Below are 25,015 nucleotides of genomic sequence, written 5' to 3'. Positions count from 1 at the left end.
GTTGCCCTCATCGGTGAACGCTGATGAACCAGGTTTCTGGCTCGATAAAGTAGAACTTGATGTACCAGCCCGCCTTCTTCGGCACATGGATGGCAAGGTCCGGGACGCTGTGGTGGGCACTGCAATGGTGGTCGGAGCCCTTGCAGGCGCCGATGACCTCGATCAGTTGGCCAGCCGAAACCTCGCCAGTGGCCAGCAGGTTCTTGACCTCGATTGAACCGCGCGCGGCATGCACATAGTTGCCGCTTTGTAGTGCATTGATCAGGTCCCGCCTGACCTTCCTGAAGCCTCTGTCCATGATGCGTTCTTGGTTGTACGACAGTCGTCGTACATAATCAATGGGACGTTGACTGAAAGCGCTCAACGGCCTTTCAGCGGTGTTCAGGGGGGAGTCGATCTTAGCCCGGCAAGCGCGGGCGGCAGGGCCGGGCTAACGGCTTGCAATACATCGGTGATGGCCAACGGCTGGCCTGCTGCGGTGCGTCCGATGCACCGCAGCCAGTGGCCGTCAGAAGAAGCGGGTCACGCTGATCTTGGCGTTGCGCCCGACGCTGTAGGCGTTGTCGCCGCTGAGGGCCGGGCGGTAGTCGCGGTTGAACATGTTATCCAGGGTGAAGTTGACTTCGGTGCCCTTGAGATAGGCCTGCTGGGGCTTCCAGTTGGCGAACAGGCCCTGCACGTTGTAGCGATCATTGCCGTACTGGTCCCAGTAGGAATCACCCAGGCTACTGGCCGGGCCGCTGGGGTATTTGTCGCTGGGCAGGCGGTCGGTCTGGCGCACCCACTGGCCCTGCCAGCCGACTTGGGCATCCCACTGGGGAATCTTCACTCCCAGGGTCGCCACCCATTTGCGCGGCGGAATGTCCCGGGCCCAGACGTTCGGCCCCCAGGGGTTGGTGTAGGCGCCTTGGTGCTTGCCGGTGATCCAGGAGTAGGACAGTGCGCCGAACAGGTAGCTGGAGTCGTAGTAGCTCTCGACTTCAAAGCCCTTGATGGTCAGGTCGCCGATGTTGCGATACACCGACATCGGCGACTCCTTGCACACCTGGGCGATGCTCTTGCCGGTGCTCAGTTGTTCCGCGCAGCCGATGCCGGTGGCCTTGAGGATCTCGTTGCTGATCTTGTTCTGGAACACCGTGGTGCGGATCTGCACGTTGTCGTTGTCGGTCAGCACCTTGGAGAAGTTGTGGAGGGTCCCCGCGCGCAAAGCGGTGATGCGCTCCGGGTCCAGGTTGCGGCTGGTGGCCGAGCGCGTGCTGCCGGGGGCCTGGACCTCGTACTGCTCGTCGATTACCGGTGCGCGCCAGGTCTTGCTGTAGTCGGCGAACAGCGCCAGGTTCGGATTGACGTTCCAGAACGCCGAGAGGCGCGGCGACCAGCCGGTGTAGGTCTTGTCGCCGTAGTCATGGCCGTCCTTGGGGCTGGTGCTGTTGTACAGCGGCGCGTCGTTTTGCTCGCCACGGTTGCGCACATGGTCGTAGCGCAGCGATGGAGTCAGGGTGAAGTCCCCCAGGGTTATCGCGTCCTGGATGTAGAAGGCGTTGTTGTCGACCTTGCCGTGGGGCATGAAGCCCGGTTGGTAGTGGCCGTAGTTGTATTTGGGCACTTCATAGGTCTTGCCCGGCATCCACATGTCCACCTCACGGGTGTGCTTGCGGATCTGCGCACCTGTGGTGAAGGCGTGTTCCAGGGGACCGGTGCTGAAGCGGCTGATGTTGGTCACTTCGAGGATCTTGTCCTCGTAGCCCACGGTGATCTTGCGCCCGCCAGTGACCGGTTGATAGAAGGCGGTCGGGCCGCGCTCGTCGGTCTGGTCGGTCTTGGAGTTGGAGTACTGGACCTTGAGGTCGACCCAGGGGTTGTCCACCGGCTGGTACTCGTACTTGGTCAGCCAGGTGGTGTCGATGGTGTTGCGCTGGGCCAGGTAGCGCTTGGTGGCGCCGTCATAACCGTACTTGTCGATGTTGGCCTTGCTGGGCGGCGCTGGGTAGGTCTTGGCCGAGAAGGGCGCCCAGATGTCGCTGTTGGAGCGCATGTAGCTGAATCCCAGGCGATGCTCGTCGGTCAGTTGCATGTTGAACTTGTAGAGTTCGCCATCCAGGTCCTGAGCGGTGTTGGGCTGGCGCTTGGGGTTGATCAGGTACTCGTTGCGCGGATCGGGAATGGAGCTGGCCAGCTTCATGTCGTCGCCGTCGCGCTTGGTCCAGTAGGCCAGAGCGTCGAAGCGATGGTCATCGGAACGGCCATACACGGCCGAGGTGTAGGCCTGTTGATGGTCGTTGCTGCTGTAGCCGTACTTGACCATGGCGCCGACATTGCGCCCGTCCTGCAACAGGTCCGGGGCATCCTTGGTCTCGGTGTGCACGGTGCCGCCGAAACCGCCGTTGCCGGTCTTCGGCGAGTGCGGGCCTTTCTCCACTTCAACCCGCCGGATCAGTTCCGGCTCGATGAAAATCACTCCCTGCTGGTAGCGCTCGAAGCCGCTCTTGGTGGCGCCGTCGACGGTGATCGGCACGTCTTCGGCATCCCCCAGGCCCCAGATATTGATGGTCTGGCCGCCGGGTTTCAGCGAGCCGCCCAGGCTGACCCCGGGCAGGGTGTCGATCAGGCTGACCACGTTGTTGGACTGATGGCGATCGATTTCCGCCTGGTTCAGGGTCGAGCGGCCAACGCTGGCGGCGTCCACCTCGGTGCCGTTGCCGATCACGCTCATGGCCCCCAACTGCAGGGCCGAACCGCTGCTGAGGCTGGTCTCGGCAGGGCGCACGATGTAGGTGTTGTCGACCTTCATCAGATTGAACTGGCCGTTCTGCAGCAGGGTGCGGATCGCCTCTTCCGGGCTGTAGTCGCCTTGCAGGGCCGGGGCCTTGGCATTGCGCAGCAGTTGTTCATCGAACAGCAGCTGGATTTTCGCCTGCTGGGCGATCTGGCTCAGGGAGGCGGCCAGAGGTTGCGCCGGCAACTGGAAATGCAGCGGCCCGGCATGGGCCTGCAGGCTGAATGCCAGGCAGGCGGCGAGCAGGGTCGGGCGGGTACGGACTAACGGAACAGGCAAGAACGCGCGAAACATGACTTCCCCCAGAGCGGCTTAAAGGCCAAAAAGGCGCTGCGGACAGATCGCAGACAGGAGGAAGACGCGGCAGTGAAAAAAAACCTCATATGCGAATGCAAAATATTCTCATATAAAAAATTAGCGGGCTTCGATCTTCAGCTGACCGTTGGCCTGGACCCGGGTTTTCACCGGGATCAGGGCCGGTAGAGCCTTGACCAGGGCATCCGGATCGTTGACGTCGAGGTTGCCGGAAACCTTGTAGGCACCCAGCGGGCCCTCGGCCAGTTGTACCGGTTGCTGGCGGTACAGGTTCAACTCGTCCACCAGACTGGCCAGGTCGCGGTTGCGAAAGGCCAGGCGCCCGCTGCGCCAGTCGGCCACCTCGTCGCGGTCCAGGGTCTGTTGGCGCAAGGTGCCTTTTTGCAGGTCATAGGTGGCCTGTTGCCGAGCGCCCAGCAGGGTCAGCTCCCCGGGCTTGCCGTCCGGGCTGAAGGCCACCTGGCCGTGGGCCACGCTGACCACCAGTTGGCGCTGGCCGCGCCGCACGTCGAAAGCGGTGCCCACCACCCGGACCTTGGCCTCGCCGCTGTGCACCCACAGCGGACGCTCCTTGTCGGCGGCGACTTCCAGGTACAGCTGGCCCGCCTGCAAGTAGATGTTGCGCTGATGGGCGCTGAAATCGACGCTCACCTGGGTATTGGCATTGACGTACAAAGTGCTGCCGTCCGGCAGCTTGAAGGCTCGCGCTCCCTGTTCCTGGGCCGCGATCTGCTGCCGGTAGGGGGCCTGGGGCGTGCCCAGGTTGGCCGCCAGTACCGCGCACAGCAAAGCAGCGGCCACTGCCAGGGCCGGGCGCCAGAGCGGCGCCTTGCGCCGGGGGAGTGGCACTGGGCGGCTCAGTTGTTGCAGCTGCGCCAGGTCGTCCCACAGCTCCTCGAATTCGGCGTAGGCCCGGGCATGGGCCGGTTCACTGACCCAGCTCTCGAAGGCCTTGCGCGTGGCACGATCCGGATCATTGCGGTTACGGGCGAACCAGCTGGCGGCCTGGGCATCGATCTGCTCGCTGTCGAGGTCGTCGTGAGTGCCGGGAAAGCGGGTCATTCAGGCTGCTCCTTGCCATTTTCTCGTTGTAGGTGCTGCTTGCAGTGCAGCAGGGCAAAGGCGATGTGTTTCTCCACCATGCTCACGGAAATCCCCATGCGTTCGGCGATCTGCGCCTGGCTCAGCCCTTCGAAGCGGTGCAGCATAAGGGCTTCGCGGCGGCGCGGCGAGAGTTGAGCGAGGACTTCTTTCAATTGTTCCAGGCGTTGCAGGCGCTGGGCGGCGGGCAGCGGCTCGTGCTGTTCGTCGGCCAGGGGCTCGCTGTCGAAATTTTCCTCGTGGCGGGCCTCGTGGTGCACCTTGGAGCGCACTTGCTGGCGCCGCCAATGATCGCGCAACAGATTGCGCGCCATCTGGAACAGGAAGGCCCGGGGCTGCTCGACCTGGGCCCGATCACGGTAATCGAGCCATTGGGTGAACACGTCCTGGGTCATGTCCGCCGCGTCGCTGGCGTTGTCCGTGCGTTTACGCAGGAAATGCAGGATGTCCGCATAGAACCCGCGAACAGAGTCCGCCGACGCAGAGTCGGTCTTGGAGCGAGACATGGATATCCTTCTTGACGACGCGGTGAGCACAAGGTCGCGAATGATATCGAGAATTATTGCTATTTGTCACTTGAGCAGATTGACGATCAACCGGCACCGCCTACGCGTCCGAAATACCCCTCTTCGCAGGAGCGGGCCTGCAGCGAAGGCGACCTTGCGAGCGATGCCAGGCTTGCGGCCTCTTCGCCGGCAAGCCGGCTCCTACAAGGGGAAGCAGGCCTGTAGGAGCTGGCGTGCCAGCGAAAGCCCCCACTAAGGCTCAGATCACGAAAAAACCGTGGGTGCCGTCGCGCCGCAGTTGTTCTACCAGACCAAACTCCCAGTCCAGGTAACCCTGCATGGCTTCCCTGGGGTTGTCGGTGCCCTCATAGGGCCGGCGGTAGCGGTCGATCCGTGGCGCGGCCAGTTGCTGGCGGCTTTCCTCCAAGGGCAGGCCGGCGTCGATCCAGGCCGCGGTGCCACCGCTCAGGAGAAACACCGGACGCTGGGTCAGGGCCTGCAATTGCGGCACCACAAAGCGCGCCAGCAGACTGCTGCCGCAGGTCAGGACAAACCGCTCGGGCTGGGGCAACCGGGCCAGGGATTCCTGCAGTTGGCTGGGCAGGGCCCACCAGGCGCCGGGGATATGACGTTGCACGTAGTTGGCGCTGGCGGTGAAATCCAGGACCAGGGTGCCGGGTTTCTCTAGCCAGGCGGCGAGGGTCCGAGGGCTGATTTCTTCGGCCGGCGAGGTATCCGGCAGCGGCGCCTGCCAGGGACCGCGCACGCTGAAGTCGCTGTCGCGCAGGCCGTCGAGCACTGCCACCTGCCAGCCCATCTGGGCCAGCCAGGACGCGCTCATGTTGGCGCGCACGCCGTCGTTGTCCACCAGCACCAGGCGCGCACCGCGAACGCTGGCGAAGTGATCGGTTTCCTGCACCAGTTGTCCCCCGGGCGTGGAGCGAGCTCCCGGCAGGTGTCCGGCGGCGAATTCCTCCGGAGTACGTACATCGAACAGATAGCTGGTGCGCTTGGGATCGGCTTGCCAGCGCCGCCATTGGGCGAGGTCAATGCGTGCCACGTCAGCCCGATCCGCGACCGCCCGCGCTGCTGTTTGCGCCTGCGCCCGCTGGTCCTCATTCACCGCCTTGAACCGGCGGCTCTGGCCGTGCTCCAGTTTCTGTCCGGCCAGGGTCCAGCCGATGGTGCCGTTACGCAGTGCCGCCACCGGATTGGGAATGCCGGCGTTCACCAGGGACTGTGTGCCGATGATGCTGCGGGTGCGTCCGGCACAGTTGACCACCACTCGGGTGCGTGGATCGGGGGCCAGCTCACGCACCCGCAGCACCAGTTCGGCGCCGGGCACGCTGGTGCTGCCGGGGATGCTCATGGTCTGGTACTCGTCGAAGCGCCGGGCATCCAGTACCACCAGGTCGGCCTCTTGGTCGAGCAGCGCCTGGAGTTCTTCGGCGGCCAGGGATGGGGTATGACGTTCGGCTTCCACCAGTTCGCCAAAGGATTTGCTGGGGACGTTGACGTCCTTGAACAACTCGCCACCGGCGGCGCGCCAGCCCTCCAGGCCGCCTTCGAGCAGGGCGACGTCGCGGTAGCCCAGTTGCCCCAGGCGGGTCGCGGCGCGCTGGGCCAGCCCTTCGCCCTGGTCATAGAGGGTGATCGGGGTGTCGCGCCGGGGGATGCGCGCGTAGACCTCCAGCTCCAGTTTCGACAGCGGGATATTGGCCGCGAACAGCGGGTGGGCTTCGGCGAAGGGCGCCTCTTCGCGGACATCGATCAGCGCCAGTTCCTGGCACTCGAGCAGGGCCTGACGGATCTGCGCCGGGCTGCGGGTAGGGAAATCGGTCATTGCAGGGGCTCCTTCGACAAGTCCCAGAGGTTAGGCAGCAAGCGGTTGGAATAACCGGAGACAAAGGGCTTCTCGTGACCTTCGGCGGTGTACACGGCCCGTCGTACCGCGCCGATGTTGGCGCCGTACACATGGATGCTGATGGACACCCGGTCGGCGTAGGCGTTGCTCACCTGATGGATGTCGCCAATGCGCGGCGACACCGCCTCCACTTGCCCCGGTACCAGGCGAATCGGAGCCCCCGCAGGTTGCAGGCGGCCGTCCGCCAGGCGTTCGAACCCCTGGGAGTCTTCGGCGCCGCGGAGCATGCCGATCAGCCCCCAGACCCGGTGATCGTGGATCGGCGTGCGCTGCCCCGGACCCCAGACAAAGCTGACGATGGAGAAGCGCTGGCGCGAGTCGGCATGCAGCAGGAATTGCTGGTAGCGCTGCGGGTCCGGCTGGGCGAAATCATCGGGCAGCCAGTCGTCCTGGCTCACCAGGCGCTGCAGCAGGTCGGCGCCGTGCTCCAGTATTCGGGCCTCGTCGGGATGGCCGTCCAGCAGCTCGGCCAGGGCGGCGATGAAGTCCCGCAGGCGGGCGAAGTTGGGTGTATCGATAGCGACTGTTGCGGCGTTGTGGGGCATGGGCTCCCTCCGTGGACACAAGGCAAATGACGCGAACTACACGGGCGAGCTAAAAGGTATTATTCTTCTCGAACATTTTTCCAGTCATTTATTATGCGAAAAAAGAATGAAGATAGATGATCTGAACGCGTTCGTGGCGGTGATCCGCTGCCAGACCATCAGCCAAGCGGCCGATGCCCTGCAATTGACCCAGCCGGCCATCACCCGCCGGGTGCAGAATTTCGAGGAAGCCCTGGGGGTGGAGTTGCTGGACCGCAACACCAAGCCGCTCAAGCCCACCAGCATGGGCTTGCGGGTTTACGGCCAGTGCCTGGAAGTGCTGCGCAGCATCGATGCCCTGAACGAGCTGGTGGCCAATGACGGCGCCCCCAGCGGCGCCTTGCGCATTGGCGTGCCGCAGACCATTGGCGACGTGGTGCTGCTGGATGCCCTGAGCCAGCTGAAGAACCTCTATCCGCAGTTGCAGACCTCGGTGGCCACCGGCTGGGGCAGCCACCTGCTGAGCAAGGTCGAGAACGGTGAGCTGGACGTGGTGGCCGCGCTGTTTCCCGCCGGCAAGGTGTTCCCCGAAGGGGTGGTGGGGCGCTCCCTGGGCAGCATGAACCTGGTGGTGGTGGCGGCCAAGGGCGAGGTGCGCAAGCGCTCGTGCAAGCTGGCCGACTGTTACCAGCGCGGCTGGGTGTTGAATCCCGATGGCTGCGGTTTCCGGGCCGGCCTGCAACGAGCGTTGAGCGCCCAGGGCCTGACCTTGCAGATCAACCTGGAAACCTTCGGCACCGAGCTGCAACTGGGGCTGATCGCCAATGGCCTGGGCTACGGTCTGGTGCCGCTGCCGCTGCTGGAAAACAGCAGCCACCGGGACAAGCTGGAGATCGTCCCGGTCAGCGACTTCAAGCCGGTGATCGACCTGTGGCTGATCCACCCGCGCTTCCTCGGCAACCTGCAGGAGCCGGTGAGTCTGTTCGGCGAAATGGTCGCCGCTCGCGTCGGCTAGCCGCGGGGGCGGCACAAATCGGCGGTAGGAGCTGGCTTGCCAGCGAAGGTGCCGGCAAAGGCGGCACAAGGCTCTACGGCCTTTTCGCCGGCAAGCCGACGTCTACGGGTTTATCCTTTGTTTGCATATATATCTATTTGCTGAATGCAATTTTTGTATATTAAGTTAGAACCAAAACGAATTTCACGGACGTTTTTTATGTAGTTAGCATGGGGCTCGAACGCGCTGAAATAGGGATGTTGAAATGCCTGCGCAAGCCCCGCTCTCCTTGTATTCCCGCTGGACCGAGCGCCCCGGAGTGAAGTTCCTCGGCAATCTGTCGCTGCGCCTGATCAGCCCGCTGTTGTTGCTGCTGCTCTGGGAACTGGCTTCCCGCAGCGGGCTGTTGCCGGCGCGGATCATCGCCGCCCCCAGCACCATCGGCGACACCCTGTGGCAGATGCTCGGCAGTGGCGAGCTGGGCGGGCATCTGTGGGTGTCCCTCCAGCGCGCCCTCAGCGGCCTGGCCATCGGCGTCAGCCTGGGCACTGTCCTGGCCCTGGTGGCGGGGCTGTCGCGGCGCGGCGAGATCGCCATCGACTCGCCGATGCAGATGCTGCGCACCCTGCCGTTCCTGGCCATCGTGCCGCTGTTCATTCTCTGGTTCGGCGTGGGCGAGACGCCGAAGATCGCCCTGATTGCCCTGGGCACCACTTTTCCCATCTACCTGACGCTGTTTTCCGGCATCCGCAGCCTGGACCCCAAGCTGCTGGAGGCGGCAACCCTGCTCGGCCTCAAGCGCTGGGAACTGATCGTCCACGTGATCCTGCCCGGGGCCTTGCCGGCGTTCTTCGTCGGCCTGCGCTATGCCTTCGGCATCAGTTGGCTGGGGCTGGTGGTGGTGGAGCAGATCAACGCCAGCGCCGGCATCGGCTACCTGGTCAACGACGCCCGGGACTTCATGCGCACCGATGTGATCGTCATCTGCCTCCTGGTTTACAGCGTGCTCGGCCTGGGCATCGACGGGCTGGTGCGCGGCCTCGAACGTTGCGCCCTGGCCTGGCGCCCGACCTTTATCAGGAACTGACCATGACTGTGTTATTGCCCCAGCCGGGCCCCGTGCGCGCCGCCGTCGAATGCCGTGGGGTGACCCGACGTTTTGCCGGGCAGGCGGTACTCGACAGCCTGGACCTGAACATCGCTCCGGGGGAGTTCGTCGCCCTGCTGGGCAGCAGCGGGTCGGGCAAGACCACCTTGCTGCGGGCCCTGGCCGGGCTGGAACCCATCGATGAGGGCCGGTTACAGGTGCCTTCGGCCATGGCCGCAGTGTTCCAGGAACCACGCTTGATGCCCTGGAAGCGCGTGTGGCGCAACGTTGCCCTGGGCGTGCGCGGGGCTGGGGGCCGTGAGCGGGCCGAGGCGGCGCTGGCCGAAGTCGGGCTGGCCCATCGATTGGGCGCCTGGCCCGGCACCCTGTCCGGCGGCGAGGCCCAGCGCGTGGCCCTGGCCCGGGCCCTGGTGCGCGAGCCGCAGCTGTTGCTGCTGGATGAACCCTTCGCCGCCCTCGACGCCCTGACCCGGATTCGCATGCATCAACTGATCATCCGCCTGTGGCGGGCGCACACCCCGGCGGTGCTGCTGGTGACCCACGATGTCGACGAGGCGCTGCTGCTGGCCGACCGGGTGCTGGTGCTGGCCAACGGGCAAATCGCCGAACAACTGCCGATCCGCCTGCCGCGTCCGCGCCAGGTGTCCGCCCCGGGGTTCCAGCCGCTGCGTGCGCGGTTGCTGCAACTGCTGGGCGTGGAAACCGAGGCCGAGCCGGCCGTCGACATCTCCCACCCCTTGAGCAGGACTGCCAGCCGATGAGCCTTTCCAGCGTGCAACCGTCTTCGTCCGTGTCCCGTCGCGTCCCTGATCCGGACTCCAGCGAGTTCGCCGACCTGCTGCAGCAGTTGAGCGAGGAGTTCGCCGCCACCGCGGCCCATTACGATCGCCACAGCGAGTTTCCCCACGCTAACCTGCAGCGCCTGCACCAGCATGGCCTGCTGGCCCTGACCGTGCCCCGGGCCCTGGGTGGCAGCGAGGCGACCCTGGCCCAGGCGCGGCGGGTGATCGGCGCCGTGGCCCGGGGCGAACCTTCCACCGCGCTGGTGCTGGTGATGCAGTATCTGCAGCACACCCGCCTGCAACAGAACAGCGCCTGGCCCCTGCACCTGCGCCAGCGCGTGGCGCGCGAGGCGGTGCAAGAGGGCGCCCTGATCAATGCGCTGCGGGTCGAGCCGGACCTCGGCACCCCGGCCCGTGGCGGTTTGCCCGCGACCCTGGCGCAGCGGGTCGAAGGTGGCTGGCGGCTCAATGGGCGCAAGATCTACTCCACCGGCATTCCCGGGCTGACCTGGCTGGCGGTCTGGGCTCGTAGCGACGATGCCGAGCCGCAGGTGGGCACCTGGCTGGTGCACCGCGACAGCCCCGGCATCCGCGTCGAGGAAACCTGGGACCACCTGGGCATGCGCGCCACCGGCAGCCACGACGTGATCTTCGACGACGTGTTCGTGCCCCTGGAGCAGGCGGTGGACATCCAGCCGGCCAACGTTCCTCGTCCTTCCGAACTGGACAGCAAGGGTGTGCTCTGGCTGGCGGTGCTGCTGTCGGCGATCTATGACGGCGTGGCCCGGGCCGCCCGCGACTGGCTGCTGGGCTGGCTGGCCCAGCGCGTCCCGGCCAACCTTGGCGCGCCGCTGTCGAGCCTGCCGCGTTTCCAGGAACTGATCGGGCGCATCGATGCCTTGCTGTTCAATAATCGGGTGCTGCTCGATGCCGCCGCCGAAGGGCGGATCGCCCCGGGCGAGGCGACCCAGATCAAGTACCTGGTGACCAGTAACGCCATCAGCGCCGTGGAGCTGGGCATCGAGGCCATCGGTAATCCCGGGCTGGCCCGGGGCAACCCCATCGAGCGGCATTACCGTGATGTGCTGTGCAGCCGGATTCACACGCCGCAGAACGACGCGATCCTTGGCGCCGTGGGCCGCGCCGCCTTTGCCTTGCCCAGCCGGGGAGCCCAGGTGTGACGCGCATTGCCAGCCAGCTCGACGAGGGCTTCAACCAGCAACTGCGCCAGTCGCTGCCAGGCGTCGAGGTGCTGAGCCTGCCCCGAGGACTGCCCAGTGATCTGCCCGGGGATGTTCAGGTGCTGCTGGCGGCGCCCCATGCCGATTTTCGTGATGCTCCAGAGCCGCCTGCGGGCTGGCCCTTCGGCCTGCGCTTCGTGCAATTGGTGACCTCGGGCCTGGACTACTTTCCCCGCTGGCTGTTCCAGGATCTGCCGGTGGCCAGTGCCCGGGGCAGCACCGCCGAGAGCATTGCCGAGTTTGCCCTGGCGGCGATCTTCGCCGCCGCCAAGCAACTGCCCCAGGTGTGGATCGAGCGCGCCGAACACTGGCAGCCACGGCCGCTGGCCTCGGTGGCCGGCAGCACCCTGGGGCTGTTCGGCTTTGGCAGCATTGCCCGCGAACTGGCGCCCAAGGCCCAGGCCCTGGGCATGCAGGTGCTTGCCCTGCGCCGTTCGGCGCAGCCTTTCGAGGTGCCCGGGGTTCAACCGGTGGCCGACCTGCATCAACTGTTCGCCCGGGCCGATCACTTGCTGCTGGCGGTGCCCCTGACCGAGCACACCCGGCGCATCATCGATGCCGATGTCCTGGCGTCGGCCAAGCCGGGGCTGCACCTGATCAATATCGCTCGCGGTGCGCTGATCGATCAGCCGGCGCTGTTGCAGGCCCTGGAGACGGGGCGCATCGGCCTGGCCAGCCTGGATGTGGCCGACCCCGAACCGCTGCCCGCGGGCCACGCGTTTTATCGCCACCCGCGGATTCGCCTGTCGCCCCACACCTCGGCCCATTCGCCACGGGTCTACCTGAATATCGCCCGCTTGCTGGGGCGCAATCTGCAGCGCTGGAGTGATGGTTTACCCCTGGAAAACCCGGTGGAGATCCAGCGTGGCTACTAACACACGGTTCCAGCCTTGGCCTGCAGCGCTTCGTGTAGCCGCTGCCGCAGGCTGCGCACGGCTCCGCAGGAGACGCAGGGGGCTTGAGGTCGCTGAAGGTTCGGCGGGCGATTGCCAAGCAAGGCCCTGCGGGCCTTTGCGCAGCCTCGCAGGCTCGGCAGCGGCTACAGGGCCCATGTCGGGCCGGGATAGGTGTAGCCGCTGCCGCAGGCTGCGAACGGCCCGAAGGGACGCGAGGTTCTCAAGGTTGCTGCAGGTTTGGCGGGAGATCGCCAAGCAAGGTCCTGCGGGCCTTTGCGCGCAGGGTATCGATGACCACTTCAAGGAGAGCGGACATGACCGCACATTTTCGTCCCGCGGTGTATGACTTGCCCCGCGATGGCCATACGGTGTTTCGCTGGGAGCACCCGCCCCAGCAGGCCACGGTCGAGCTGGAGCGCCGGCAGCGCAAGCAAAGCCTGGCCGCGGCCTTTAGGGTGTTCGCCCGGCTGGGCTTCGACATGGGTGGCGCCGGGCATATCACCGTGCGCGACCCGGGGCGCCCGGACCATTTCTGGGTCAACCCGGTGGGGGTGTATTTCGGCCATGTGCGGGTGTCGGACCTGCTGCTGGTCAACCCCGAAGGCGCGGTGATCGAAGGCGAGGGGGCGCTCAACCTCGCCGCGTTCGCCATTCATGCCGCCTTGCACGAAGCCCATCCCGAAGTGGCCGCCGCAGCCCATGCCCATTCGTTGCATGGCAAGGCCTGGTCGAGCCTGGGCCGCCTGCTGGACCCGCTGACCCAGGACGCCTGCGCCTTTTACGAGAAGCACGGGCTGTTCGACAACTTCTCCGGGGTGGTGCTGGAGGCCAGCGAAGGCGCGCGGATCGCCGCCGCGCTGCAAGGGCACAAGGCGCTGATCCTGCAGAACCATGGCCTGCTGACCGTGGGCGAAACCGTCGAGGCGGCGGTGTGGCGCTTCATCGCCATGGACAACGCCGCCCAGGCCCAGCTGCTGGCGGAAGCCGCCGGCACCCCGCGACTCATCCCTCACGAGGTGGCGCGTCACACCGCGCGCCAGGTCGGCACCGAGTTCGGCGGCTGGTTCAGCTTCCAGCCTTACCGCGAGCGGATCGTGCGTGAAGAACCGGATTTTCTCGATTAAGGACCCTTGCCCATGCAGCGTCGTCACTTTCTCCAACTCTCGGCCCTGGCCGGTCTGGCCGCCGCCTTGCCGCGCCTGGGCCTGGGGGCCGCCGTGGATCTATCCGGGGTTACCCTGAATGTCGCCACCTACAAGGGCGCGGCGCCGAGCTTCTTCGCCGAGGCGGGCATCGAGCCGCCGCCCTACAAGGTCAGGTACGCCGAGTTCACCGGCGGCAACCTGAGCTTCGAGGCCCTGGTCAGCGGCACCCTGGACATCTCGCCGATGAGCGAGATCCCGCCGATCTTCGGCATCAAGAACCACGCCCCGGTGAAACTGATCGCGGTGCTCACCGGCGACGTCAACAACCAGGCCTTCATCGTGCCCAAGGGCTCTGCGGTGCAGTCGGTGGCCGAGCTCAAGGGCAAGCGCATCGGCTACATCCGCTCCACCAGCTCGCACTACTTTCTGCTCAAGGCACTGAAGGAACAGGGCCTGGGCTTTGCCGACATCGTGCCCATGGCGCTGACCCCGCAAGACGGTTTCGCCGCCTTCCAGAACGGCGCCCTGGATGCCTGGGTCAGCTTCGGCTACTTCATCCAGCTGGCGGAACTGCGGGCCGGGGCCCGGGTGCTGAAGACCGGCCAGGGCTACCTGTCCGGCAACTACGTGATCGCCGCCAACCAGAACAGCATTGCCGACCCGCTCAAGCACGCGGCGATCACCGACTACATCCTGCGCGAGTACCGCGCCTGGCAATGGATCGCCAGCCATCCCGAGGAATGGGCCACCAAGAGCGCCAAGATTCTTGGCATGCCCCGGGAAGTGTTCCTGGCCCAATACCGCGCCCAGAGCGGCCCACGACTGTTGCAACCGGTGGACGACGCGGCGGTGAAATCCCAGCAGGACGTGGCCGACCTGTTCTTCGAAGCCGGCGTCCTGCCCCAGCAGCTGGATGTTTCCGGGCTGTGGGACCGCAGCTTCCACTGGTCCTGACCCCTTGTAGCAGCCGGCTTGCCGGCGAACGGGCCCATGAGCCTTGCGAGGATCTCGGGGCCGCTTTCGCTGGCAAGCCAGCTCCTACGGTCCGATGGGGCGATTTCTTTGATTGGCCAGGAGGCCCGATGTTTTCTCGAACCTTGCTGTGCCTGGCGCTGGTCAGCCCCTGGGCGCTGGCCGCCAGCCCGGCGCAATCCTTGCACCAGCGCCTGACGGTGCTCGACAGCCACCTCGATACCCCGATGCAACTGGCCCGCCCCGGCTGGGACATCACCCAGCGCCATGCCTATCGGGACGACCTGTCCCAGGTCGATCTGCCACGGATGAAAGAGGGCGGCCTGGACGGCGGCTTCTGGGCCATCTTCACCCCCCAGGGCCCGCTCAATGCCGAAGGCCGGACCCTGGCCAGCGAACATGGTCTGGCGGTGCTCACGCGGATTGGCGACCTGATCGCCGCCCACCCCGAGGACTTCGCCCTGGCCCTGAGCGCTGCCGATGTACCGGCGATCATCGCCCGTGGCCAGCGCGTGGTGTTCATCAGCATGGAAAACGCCGAGCCCCTGGCCGCCGATCCCGGGCGCTTGCTCACTTACCATCGCCAGGGCCTGCGCATGCTCGGCCTGGTGCACTCGGCCAACAACGATTTCGCCGACTCCGCCACCGCCCTGCCGCAGTGGCACGGCCTGAGCCCGGCGGGGCGCGAACTGGTGGCCGAGGCCAATCGCCTGGGCATCCTGCTGGACGTGTCCCATGCCTCGGACCAGGTATTCGACCAGGTCCTGGCCCTGTCCACGGCGCCGATCATTGCCTCGCATTCCAGCAGCCGGGCGATCACCGCCCATCCGCGCAACCTGGATGACCGGCGCCTGCGCCAGCTGGCGGCCAGGGGCGGAGTGGTACAGGTCAACAGCTTTCCCAGCGACCTGATCAACCACGCGCCCAACCCCGAGCGCGACAAGGCCCTGGGGCCGCTGTACCGCGAGTTTCGCCTGGCGGCGAGCCTGAGCCCCGGGCAGGTGGCGGACCTGGCCGAGCGCATTCGTCAGGTCGAGGCGCGTTACCCGCAGCCCAGGGCCAGCCTGGACGACTACATGCGCCATCTGCTGCACATCCTGGACGTGGTGGGGCCGGACCATGTGGGCATCGGTGCCGACTGGGATGGCGGCGGCGGGGTGCAGGGGCTGGAGGATGTGACGCAGCTGGCGCGAATCACCGAACGCCTGCTGGCGGCGGGTTACAGCGAAGCGGATCTGGCGAAGATCTGGGGTGGGAATCTGCTGCGAGTCCTCGACGCCGCCCAACGGGCAGGAGCCGGCTTGCCGGCGAATGGGCCCTGAGGTTTGCGGGGGGGCTGGAGAAGGCCTTCGCTGGCAAGCCAGCTCCTGCAGAAAAGCTGGGGGCTACCCCTTGTCGTAGGAGCCGGCTTGCCGGCGAAGGGGCCCTGAGGTTTGCGGGGTGCTGGAGATGGTCTTCGCTGGCAAGCCAGCTCCTACCGCGGAAGGGGGAGGGTTTCGCTTTTTGGGCTATGCGCGGGGCGCAGAATCTTCCGGCTTGAATATGAAACAAAGTAATATTTGCATATGCTTAAAATGTATTTCTCTTATTAAATGAGCGCCCCTAGGATGGCTTCCCATAGACCCAAGTGACTGCATAAGTCCACGGGCTATAACCGAACGCACTATCCATTCGCAGCAGGGAGCGCTGGCATGCCACTGACCAGAAGACAATTGATCGCCCGTATCGCCGCTGTCGGCGGGGTCCAGGCGGCGAGTGCGGTCATGGGCCTGTTCGGCGGGCCGGGCAACGCCGAGGCCTTCGAGGAGAACTATGCGTCGCTGCCCACAGCCGCCGTGGGCAAGGGCGCTTCGGTGGTGGTGATCGGCGCCGGGATCGGTGGCCTGGTCAGTGCCTATGAACTGAACAAGGCCGGGTTCAAGGTGACGCTGCTGGAAGCCCGGGACCGGGTCGGCGGGCGCAACTGGACCGTGCGCCGCGGCGATCGGGTGGAGTACAGCGACGGCAGTGTGCAGGTCGCCGAGTTCGACGACGGGTTCTATCTGAATGCCGGGGCCGGTCGCTTGCCCAGTCACCATCAACTGATGCTCGGCTACTGCCGCGAGCTGGGGGTGGAGCTGGAAGTGCTGGTCAACACCAGCCGTAATGCCCTGGTGCGTCCGGACCTGAACCAGCCGGCCCTGCAGATCCGCCAGGCGGTCAATGACAGCCGCGGGCATTTTTCCGAGTTGCTGGCCAAGGCGGTCAATCGGCATGCCCTGGACCAGGAGTTGACGGTGGCTGATCGCGGCAACCTGCTGAGTTTCCTGAAAACCTGGGGCGATCTCTCGGACAAGCTGGAATACCTGGGATCGGCCCGCTCCGGCTACAAGGTCTGGCCCGGCGCCGGTGACCAATTGGCGCAGAAGAACGATCCGCTGCCGTTGCAGACTCTGCTCAACCCGGCGCTGACCACGGCGCTGATGATCGATGAATACCCGGAATTCTCGCCCACCATGTTCCAGCCCGTGGGTGGCATGGACCGCATTCCCCAGGCCTTTGCCCGACGCTTGCAAGGGCAGTTGCGGCTGCACAGCGAGGTGCGCGCCATCACCAACCGGGCCGACGGTGTCGAGGTGGTCTACCTGGATCGCCGCAGCGGCCGCACCCAGAGCCTGAAGGCCGACTACGTGATCAGTTCCTTGCCCCTGCCGCTGTTGGCCAAGGTGCAGAACAACTTCAGCGCACCGGTACGCGAGGCTATTGCTGCGGTGCAGTTCGGCTACGCCAACAAGGTGGCCTGGCAGTCGCGGCGCTTCTGGGAAAGCCAGTATCAGATCTACGGCGGGCTGTCGTTCATCAATCAGGAAGCCTCCGGGCTGTGGTACCCCAGCGGCGGGTTCAACCAGGCCGAGGGGGTGCTGGTGGCGGCGTACAACAACGGTGAAACCGCGCGCAAGTTCGGGGAGAAAACCCTGGCCCAACAGATCGAGATTTCCCGTCAGGCGGTGGAGCTGCTGCACCCCGGCCACAGCCATGAACTGCGCAAGCCGCTGGTGATTGCCTGGGGCAAGATCCCCTACAACTTCGGCCCCTGGATCAGTCATGAAGTGGCCGAGCCGGACTACAGCCTGCTCAACCAGCCCCAGGGGCGGGTCTACCTGACCAGCGACGGCCTGGCCCATAGCGGCGTGGGCATCTGGCAGGAAGCCGCTGCCGGTGCCGCGCGGCGCGTGGTACGGCAACTTTTTCAACGGGCGCAAGGCTCGTCGCTACAGCAAACGGCCTGAAAAAGCCGAGCACTCATAAAACAGCAGTCACCCATTGCCGGGTAGCGGACCTCCGAGGCTGGCAAACACAACCTTGGAGCGTCTTTGCATGTCTTTGAAAAACACCGTCGTAGGGCTGGGCCTGTTGTGCGCCGCCAGCAGCAGCTGGGCTGCGGGAATCCAGCGCGTGCCGTCCACCTATCCCCATTCACCGATCCTGCAATCGGTGACCTTGCCCGCCAACAGCGAGCTGACCTACCTCTCCGGCCTGCTGCCGGACCCGGTGGACCCCAAGGCGCCCAAGGAACAGATCCACGCTGCCGGTAACACTGAGGCCCAGGCCCGGGTGGTGCTGCGCAAGGTGGAAACCATTCTCGCTAGCCAGGGCTTGACCCTGGGGGATGTGGTGCAACTGCGGATCTACCTGGTGGGCGACCCGGCCCTGGGCGGCAAGCTGGATTTCGACGGCCTGCAAGTGGCCTTTCGCGAGTTCTTCGGCACCGAGAAACAGCCGCTCAAACCGGCCCGGACCACGGTGCAAGTGGCGGGGCTGGTACTGCCCGGCGCCTTGATCGAAGTCGAAACCGTCGCCGCCCGAGCGCGCTGAGGCGCCTGTCAAAGGATCTGAAGTCATGAGTATTTCCTTGCATAAAATCGTTCGCGGCGCCGCGCCCCTGAGCCTTGGCCTGCTGAGCCTGGCAACCCCGGTGGAGCTGCTGGCCGCCGATGAAACCCTCGGCACCGTAGTGGTCACCGGCGTGCGCGGCAGCCAGCAACGTACCGTCACCAACAGCCCGGCGCCGATCGATGTGATCGACAGCGAACAGCTGCGCAGCATCGGCCAGAACGGCCTGAAAGAAATGCTCGGGCGCCTCTTGCCGTCGTTCAACGTGCCCACCATCAACGGCGGTGGCACGGCGTTCCTGGTGCGTGGGGTGAGCATGCGCGGCCTGGGCGGTGATCAGGTGCTGGTGCTGATCAACGGCAAGCGTCGGCACAACTCGGCGCTGATCAACAACGGGGCCCGAGTCGGCAACGCCTCGGTGCCGGTGGACCTGGACCTGATTCCCACGGCCGCCATCGAACGCATCGAAGTGCTGCGCGACGGCGCCGCCGCGCAATACGGCTCCGACGCCATCGCCGGGGTGATCAACATCATCCTCAAGCGCAACGCCGAGGGCCTGACCTCGGACACCACCCTGGGCCAGTACTACGACGGCGATGGCACCACCGGCCACGAGGCCTTCAACTGGGGCAACAAGCTGGGGGAGGACGGCGGCTTCATCAACCTGTCCTGGGACGCCAAGCTTCAGGAACCCTACGAGCGTTCCAGCGCCGCCAGCGGCCAGCTGTACTTCAATCAGCCCGACGGCTCGCCGGACCCGCGAGAAAGCAATCGCCAGGGCTGGGGCACCGAATACGGCCTGGGTCGCGACCGCACCACCAGCCTGGCCTACAACGCCGAGCTGCCTCTGGCCGACGACCTCAAGCTGTATTCGTTCTCGACCCTGAGCTACCGCAACAGCAACAAGAACCTGGGCCATCGCAAGCCCACCGACATCACCAGCCTGGCGGGAGTACCCAACGCGCCATATCCCAATGGCGGCCAGGCGCGGCGGGAGATCCGCGAGACCGACTTCCAGGTCGCCGGCGGGGCCAAGGGCCTGCTGGGCGGCTGGGACTGGGACCTGTCCAGCACCTATGGCAAGGATCGCGGAGTACTGGATACCGCCAACAACCTGAACATTTCCAACGGTCCTTACGGCCAGCACGACTTCCACCTGGGCAATCTGGTGTTTGACCAGTGGACCAACAACCTGGACTTCTCCCGGGCCCTGGACATCGGCTGGAGCAGCCCGCTGGAAACCTCCTTCGGCGTGGAATACCGCTGGGAGAAATACGCGCTGGAGGAGGGCGAACCCAACTCCTACAACCAGGGCAGCTACGTCCCGGCCACCGGTCCCTTTGCCGGCGTGGTGCCGGACCCGGGGCTGTTTTCGGTCAATGGCACCACGCCGGAAGACGCTTACAGCCTCAAGCGCCACAGTGAAGCCGCCTATGTGGATTTCGGCCTGAACATCACCCCCAACTGGTACGTCGGCGCGGCGGCGCGCTATGAAAAGTACAACCTCGGCGTGGGCGATACCACCAGCGGCAAGCTGACCACGCGCTACGAGTTCCTCCCCGGCTACGCGGTGCGGGCGGCGGTAAGCAACGGCTTCCGCGCGCCGTCCCTGGCCCAGAGCGTGTTCTCCACCACCAGCACCGTGACCCAGTTCGGCGCGGGCGGCACCACCAGCTCGGTGCGCACCAAGCAGATGCGCCCCAACTCGCCGGAAGCCATCGCCCTGGGGGCCAAGGATCTGGAGCCGGAAACCTCGCGCAACTACAGCCTGGGCTTCACCGCCGAGCCTACCGAACGGCTGCGCCTGACCGCTGACTTCTACCTGATCGACATCGACAAGCGCATCCTCCAGACCGGCATCCTCAAGGGCCCGGCGGTGTCGCAGATCCTGGTGGAGAACGGCCTGTCGCCGAACCTCGCCGGGCAGTACTACACCAACGCCGCCGACACCCGGACCAAGGGCGTCGACCTGGTGGCGGACTACAGCCAGTCGTTCGGCGAGTACGGCACGGCCAAGTGGAGCGTCGCCTACAACCACAACAAGACCACCATCCGCGACCTGGCGGACACCCCGGCGGCGCTATCACGCCTGGGGGCCGGCTATGTGCTGTTCGACCGCCAGCAGCAGATCGACCTGACTAAATCCACACCCAAGGACAAGTGGATCCTCTCCACCAACTACAAGGTCGGCGACTGGACCACCAACCTGCAGCTGACCCGCTTTGGCGAGTACACCGAAGGCTCGAACATCCCGGCCAACGACCGCACCTACAGCGCCAAGTGGATCACCGACCTGGACGTGGCCTACGACGTGACCCAGAACCTCACCGTGGCTGTGGGGGCCAACAACCTGTTCGACGTGTACCCGGACAAGATCGGCCTCAAGGCCTGGGCGGGGACTTATGAATACGGGATGTTCTCGCCTTATGGCCTGGGCGGTGGCTATTACTACAGCCGCGTCAGCCTGGCGTTCTGATCGATGATCAAGCAGGCGAACGAGCACCCTGTAGCCGCTGCCGCAGGCTGCGATCGGCTGCGCAGCAGACGGCGGCTGGCGATCCTGGCGCTGCTTCTGTTCGCCAGCCATGCCCTGGCGCAGCCGGCGCTGTGGGTGTCCAGCCAGAAGCAGTCGCTGAAGATCCTGCTGCAGGCCGCTGGCGAACTGGAGCAGGTGCCATACCCCATCGAGTTCGCCTCCTTTGCCGCTGCCGCCCCCACCGCCGAGGCCCTGGCCGCGGGGGCAGTGGACATCGGCAGCTTGGGGGATGCGCCGTTCGTGTTCGCCGCGGCCGCCGGGGCGCCGATCAAGACCGTGGGGGTGATCAAGCTCAAGGTCACGCCCACGGCGGTGGCGATTGTGGTCAAGGATGACTCGCCGCTACGGGATGCCGCCGACCTCAAGGGCCGGCGCATCACCACCACTCGCGGTTCCATCGGCCATTTCCTGGCCCTGGCGGCGCTGCGTTCGGTGGGCCTGCACGGCGCGGATGCGCAGTTCATCTTTCTCCAGCCGGCCGAGTCCCGCAGTTTGCTGAGCAACGGTCAGGCCGATGCCTGGTCGACCTGGGACCCCTATACCAGCATGGTGCAGATGGAAGGTGGAACCCGGGTCCTGGTCAGTGGCGAGGGGCTGTTTGCCGGGCACATGCTGCTGGTGGCCAATGACCAGGCGATTCGTGAAAAACCACGGCAGATCGCTGATTTCCTCCGGCGCCTGGACCGTGCCTATGCCTGGGCCAACCAGCACCAGCGCGAGTTTTCAAAGATCCAGGCCGGTTACAGCGGCCTGCCGTTGGAGGTACATGAACGCTCCAATCGCTACTCGCTGCCCCGGCGCATCGCCGTGGGCCCGGCCGTGGTCGAGGAGGTGCAGCACACCGCCGATCTGTACCGTGAAGAAGGCATCATCCACCAGTCGTTCGATGCGGCGGCTTACATGGATGCTTCATTCAATGAAGTTGAATGAAGTGATGGCACTTTTATTAATTAAGCTCGGGAGGTGTTGAATAAATAAAAAACAATGATGTCCTTCTTTTAAGTTAACTATCAGCGAATTTAATAATCCTCTGTCGGTACTTGTGAAAGTGCCGATAACGGCCGCTATTTGCCTGTTTTTCGATACATTTTTAAGTTTGGAGATTAGAGGTAAAGGATATTTCACAAGGCTTTCGTAACTGCCTAAGGTGGTCTTGAAACAAATTATTACCTTCTGCAAAACCATAACTTCGTCGCTACTTCCAGGGAATTAAGGGAGCTTGCATGTTCACAGTCACTACGGCCGATAAACTTGAAGCGCGGCATATCCTCGATGTCGTTGAAAAACGCTCTTATGGCGTCCAACTCAAAGGTTTCTGTCCGCCGGACACCTTGCAGGTGGCGCGGGATCATCTGTACCAGCAGGAGCTGCGCAGCGCTTTCAGCCAGCAGCAGGAGTTCGTCCGCGTCGGCAAGGCCTATATCGAGATTCAGGACGAGCAGAGCCGGGCCGAATACCACGCCCTGGCCCTGCCCAACATCCGCAAGATCCGCAACCTGTTCCGGCCCCTGGCCTCGCCCATCGACGAGCTGCGCCTTTTGCTGGATGAGGTCTGGCCCCAGGGCGCGCACCTGCTGCAGGTGGACGGGCAGAAGTGCTTTGTCGGCATCGCCCGCTTCCAGGGTTCGGGGGTCGATCTCACGCCCCACACCGACAAGCTCGAACGCAACGCGCCGGAGGGCCACAGCCCGCCACTGCTGACCCAACTGTCCACCAACATTTACCTGGAAATCCCCGAGGACGGCGGAGAGCTGGAGATCTGGGGCATCGAGCCGGACGAGGAGGAGTACAACCGCCTCAAGGGCGAACGGGCCTACGGCATCGAGCGCCACCTGCTGCCGCCGCCGGACTTCGTGGTCAAGCCCGAGCCCGGCGACCTGATCCTGCTCAACCCACGGCTGATCCACGCGGTACGCCCTTCGGCCAGCAGCACCCGGGTCACCCTCGGGGTCTTTATCGGTTACTACGGCGAACACCAGCCTTTGGCCTACTGGAGCTGAACTCATGAGCAAGGTGCAGGAAATCAACCTCAAGGCCTACTTCAACAAGGGCGGCGAGGAGCACGAATTCGACGGCAAGCGCGTGGTCCTGGCGGTCAGCGTCGGCCAGGAATATCACGAGGACCAGAAGCTGCGGTCCACCATCCACCTGATCAACCAGTCCGGCTTCAGCCACGTCAAGGTGGTGGTGGCCGACACCCTGCAACGCCACAACAAGCACGGCAAATCCCCCGGCGAGGCGCTGTCGGCGTCGATCCGCGACGGCGATGCCTGGCTGGCGCGCAACCAGAGCATCCTCGATGGCCTGCGGGTGCCGTACCACATCACCCGCTGGAACCAGGAACTGGCCAGCGACCGTTACGCCGAGTTGCGCCAGCAACTGGACCAGATCTATCAGCAGCGCGAGGAATTGCGCCAGGCCATCGACAGCACCATCAACGTGTTCACCGAGCGCCTGCGCCTGCGGGATGAACAGGCGGACATCGAACGGGCGGCGGCCCAGTGCCGGGAATACATCCTTGAGGAAATCCCGATCATCCTGCCGCTGTGGGCCGACGAGGGTTACCACTACGTGCTCTACCCGCAGCAGATGACCAGCGCCATGGCCACCAGCCGCGAGCTGTTGATCGAACCCCACAGCCCGGACCGGGTGCGCTGGCTGCCGCTGAAGTTCAAGAAGCGCGGGATTCCGATTCCGTTCACCTTGCCCGGCGCCATCCACCCCAACTGGACCAGCGGCGCCATCGCCATCTGACCCGCCGCGATCAATGCAGGAGCTGGCTTGCCAGCGAAAGCGCCCTGGCCAGCGATGCAGGACTCAAGGGCCTGTTCGCCGGCAAGCGGGCGCCTGCAGAGCGGTTTTTTTTGACTGACAAGGAGTTTCCATGAGCGTTTTTGCGCAACAGCAACGCAAGTGGTGGGCATTGCTCGGTGTGAGCATCGCCAGTTTTCTCGGCTGTGTGGATTTCACCATCGTCAACACCGCGCTACCGGCGCTGCAGGCCGATCTCGGGGCTTCGGTGGACAGCCTGCAGTGGGTGATCAACGGCTTCATCCTGACGCTGTCGAGTTTCATGGTGCTGGTGGGGCGCCTGGCCGACCTGCATGGACGCAAGCGGGTGCTGTTCATCGGCCTGAGCGTGTTCGGCCTGGCGTCCCTGGCGGCCGGACTGGCGACGCAGATCGACACCCTGATCGGCGCCCGGGTGATCCAGGGGCTGGCCTGCGCGGTGCTCTACACCGCCTCCGGGGCGATTGTCTCCAGTACCTTCGACAGCGCCGAACAGGGCAAGGCCTTTGGCGTGCTGTTTGGGGTCAACGGCGTGGGGCTGGCTGTCGGGCCGGTGCTGGGCGGGCTGATCACCAGTGGTTTTGGCTGGCAGTGGATCTTCCTGATCAACGTGCCTTTCGTGCTGCTGAGTCTGGGCATCTGCAGTGTCAGCGTGAAGGAATCGCGCTCGGCCGAGGCCGGTGCGCGGCTGGATGGCTGGGGCGCCTTGCTGTTGCTGATCAGCTTGCCGAGCCTGGTGCTGGTGATCGTCCAGGGCGGGGCCTGGGGCTGGGGTTCACGCCTGACCCTGAGCCTGATCGCCTTGGCGCTGCTGGCTCTGGTGGCGTTCCTGGCGGTGGAGAAACGGGTGGCGGCGCCGATCATCGACCTCAAGCTGTTCGCCAACCGGCGCTTTGTCGCCGGGGTCGCGGCCAGTTTCGGCCTGGCGCTGTTCTACTGCGTGGCGTTCTTCGTCATGCCGCTGTACCTGGCGCAGATCCGTGGCGAGTCGGTGCAGGCCAGCGGCCTGCTGTTACTGCCCACCACCTTGGGGGTGGCGTTGCTGTCGCCGCTGGTGGGACGGCTGGTGGACCGCAAGGGGCCGGCGCTGTTGATCAAGACCGGGCTGCTGCTGTTCGTGCTGTCGGCGCTGTTGCAGGCCGGGTTCGACCGCCAGACCTCGCTGGCGTATCTGCTGGGCGCCTTCGTCATCATGGGCCTGGGTTGGGCCAGCATTCTCGGGCCGTCGACGGTGCTGGGGATTTCCTCGGTGCCCCAGGCAGTGGGCTCGGTGGCCATGGGTTCGCTGATGACCCTGCACAACGTCGGCGGTGGCGTGGGGCTGGCGGTGGGGGTGGGCTTGTTCCACTACTTTTCCGCGACGCCGCTGGACGATGCCCAGGGCGCCTTTCTCAACGGTTATCGCGGGGTGATGCTGTTCTTGGCATTGGCGACGCTGCTGGTCTGGACTGCGGTCAGCCTGTTGCTGCGCGCCGCGCCGAGTCCGGTGGCGGCGGCCGAGGAGGGCGCCAGCCGTGGCTGAGCGCGGCGGG

Annotated in this window: 21 protein-coding genes; 15 read left to right on the top strand and 6 right to left on the bottom strand. The window is 65.2% G+C overall.

Translation table 11 applies throughout. The annotated features are described in order from the left end of the window. Window positions 1-7: 7 nt before the first annotated feature. The 6 genes from Q8O96_RS11425 to Q8O96_RS11400 all read right to left on the bottom strand — a co-directional run bounded on the left by Q8O96_RS11425 (window position 8) and on the right by Q8O96_RS11400 (window position 7,167). Entirely contained in the window at window positions 8-298 is a 291-nt protein-coding gene (locus tag Q8O96_RS11425) for a hypothetical protein (RefSeq protein ID WP_305948816.1), read from the bottom strand. Between the two features lie 210 nt (window positions 299-508). Beyond that, entirely contained in the window at window positions 509-3,070 is a 2,562-nt protein-coding gene (locus tag Q8O96_RS11420) for a TonB-dependent receptor (RefSeq protein WP_305948815.1), read from the bottom strand. Between the two features lie 120 nt (window positions 3,071-3,190). Next, window positions 3,191-4,153: a FecR domain-containing protein gene (locus Q8O96_RS11415; protein WP_110595028.1), complete on the bottom strand. Its 963-nt coding sequence runs from the start codon at window positions 4,151-4,153 to the stop codon at window positions 3,191-3,193. Continuing rightward, complete coding sequence (locus Q8O96_RS11410) at window positions 4,150-4,698, bottom strand: RNA polymerase sigma factor (RefSeq protein ID WP_102861537.1); 549 nt, start codon at window positions 4,696-4,698, stop codon at window positions 4,150-4,152. Before Q8O96_RS11410 ends, Q8O96_RS11415 begins: the two co-directional genes overlap by 4 nt. Before the next feature lie 259 nt (window positions 4,699-4,957). Further along, the gene (locus Q8O96_RS11405; RefSeq protein ID WP_305948814.1) at window positions 4,958-6,541 is read right to left on the bottom strand and encodes a rhodanese-related sulfurtransferase; all 1,584 of its coding nucleotides are present in this window, start codon (window positions 6,539-6,541) and stop codon (window positions 4,958-4,960) included. Continuing rightward, window positions 6,538-7,167, bottom strand: coding sequence for a cysteine dioxygenase (locus Q8O96_RS11400; protein ID WP_115581761.1), 630 nt, complete (start codon window positions 7,165-7,167; stop codon window positions 6,538-6,540). The genes Q8O96_RS11405 and Q8O96_RS11400 overlap by 4 nt, the downstream gene beginning before the upstream one ends. Window positions 7,168-7,273: 106 nt before the next feature. Between Q8O96_RS11400 and Q8O96_RS11395 the strand changes: the two genes are divergently transcribed. The 15 genes from Q8O96_RS11395 to Q8O96_RS11325 all read left to right on the top strand — a co-directional run bounded on the left by Q8O96_RS11395 (window position 7,274) and on the right by Q8O96_RS11325 (window position 25,005). After that, window positions 7,274-8,161, top strand: coding sequence for a LysR family transcriptional regulator (locus tag Q8O96_RS11395; RefSeq protein WP_092320280.1), 888 nt, complete (start codon window positions 7,274-7,276; stop codon window positions 8,159-8,161). A gap of 244 nt (window positions 8,162-8,405) precedes the next feature. Next, complete coding sequence (locus Q8O96_RS11390) at window positions 8,406-9,227, top strand: ABC transporter permease (RefSeq protein ID WP_305948813.1); 822 nt, start codon at window positions 8,406-8,408, stop codon at window positions 9,225-9,227. A 2-nt stretch (window positions 9,228-9,229) separates the two neighbouring features. Next, window positions 9,230-10,009: an ABC transporter ATP-binding protein gene (locus Q8O96_RS11385; protein WP_305948812.1), complete on the top strand. Its 780-nt coding sequence runs from the start codon at window positions 9,230-9,232 to the stop codon at window positions 10,007-10,009. Further along, entirely contained in the window at window positions 10,006-11,211 is a 1,206-nt protein-coding gene (locus Q8O96_RS11380) for an acyl-CoA dehydrogenase family protein (RefSeq protein WP_305948811.1), read from the top strand. Before Q8O96_RS11385 ends, Q8O96_RS11380 begins: the two co-directional genes overlap by 4 nt. Continuing rightward, window positions 11,208-12,146: a D-isomer specific 2-hydroxyacid dehydrogenase family protein gene (locus Q8O96_RS11375; protein ID WP_207167194.1), complete on the top strand. Its 939-nt coding sequence runs from the start codon at window positions 11,208-11,210 to the stop codon at window positions 12,144-12,146. Before Q8O96_RS11380 ends, Q8O96_RS11375 begins: the two co-directional genes overlap by 4 nt. Before the next feature lie 335 nt (window positions 12,147-12,481). After that, window positions 12,482-13,291: a class II aldolase/adducin family protein gene (locus tag Q8O96_RS11370; protein ID WP_305948810.1), complete on the top strand. Its 810-nt coding sequence runs from the start codon at window positions 12,482-12,484 to the stop codon at window positions 13,289-13,291. A gap of 12 nt (window positions 13,292-13,303) precedes the next feature. After that, window positions 13,304-14,266, top strand: coding sequence for an ABC transporter substrate-binding protein (locus Q8O96_RS11365; protein ID WP_060837934.1), 963 nt, complete (start codon window positions 13,304-13,306; stop codon window positions 14,264-14,266). A 128-nt stretch (window positions 14,267-14,394) separates the two neighbouring features. Then, window positions 14,395-15,606, top strand: coding sequence for a dipeptidase (locus Q8O96_RS11360; protein ID WP_305948809.1), 1,212 nt, complete (start codon window positions 14,395-14,397; stop codon window positions 15,604-15,606). 369 nt (window positions 15,607-15,975) lie between these two features. Beyond that, window positions 15,976-17,553, top strand: coding sequence for an FAD-dependent oxidoreductase (locus tag Q8O96_RS11355; protein ID WP_305948808.1), 1,578 nt, complete (start codon window positions 15,976-15,978; stop codon window positions 17,551-17,553). 88 nt (window positions 17,554-17,641) lie between these two features. Continuing rightward, the gene (locus Q8O96_RS11350) at window positions 17,642-18,139 is read left to right on the top strand and encodes a RidA family protein (protein WP_115581768.1); all 498 of its coding nucleotides are present in this window, start codon (window positions 17,642-17,644) and stop codon (window positions 18,137-18,139) included. A 25-nt stretch (window positions 18,140-18,164) separates the two neighbouring features. Continuing rightward, entirely contained in the window at window positions 18,165-20,633 is a 2,469-nt protein-coding gene (locus tag Q8O96_RS11345) for a TonB-dependent siderophore receptor (RefSeq protein ID WP_115581769.1), read from the top strand. Window positions 20,634-20,636: 3 nt separating this feature from the next. Next, the gene (locus Q8O96_RS11340) at window positions 20,637-21,623 is read left to right on the top strand and encodes an aliphatic sulfonate ABC transporter substrate-binding protein (protein WP_305948807.1); all 987 of its coding nucleotides are present in this window, start codon (window positions 20,637-20,639) and stop codon (window positions 21,621-21,623) included. Between the two features lie 293 nt (window positions 21,624-21,916). Then, window positions 21,917-22,693 (top strand): 2OG-Fe(II) oxygenase, encoded by a 777-nt coding sequence (locus tag Q8O96_RS11335; protein WP_115581770.1) that lies wholly within the window; start codon window positions 21,917-21,919, stop codon window positions 22,691-22,693. A gap of 4 nt (window positions 22,694-22,697) precedes the next feature. Beyond that, window positions 22,698-23,447, top strand: a complete 750-nt coding sequence (locus Q8O96_RS11330) for a tRNA-dependent cyclodipeptide synthase (protein WP_060837942.1) — start codon at window positions 22,698-22,700, stop codon at window positions 23,445-23,447. Window positions 23,448-23,577: 130 nt separating this feature from the next. Next, window positions 23,578-25,005 (top strand): MFS transporter, encoded by a 1,428-nt coding sequence (locus Q8O96_RS11325; RefSeq protein WP_305948806.1) that lies wholly within the window; start codon window positions 23,578-23,580, stop codon window positions 25,003-25,005. Window positions 25,006-25,015 lie beyond the last annotated feature (10 nt).

Origin of the sequence: Pseudomonas sp. LPH60 (genome assembly GCF_030718165.1) — a bacterium.
GTDB lineage: Bacteria > Pseudomonadota > Gammaproteobacteria > Pseudomonadales > Pseudomonadaceae > Aquipseudomonas > Aquipseudomonas danubii.
This window is presented reverse-complemented; position numbering and strand designations above follow the sequence as displayed.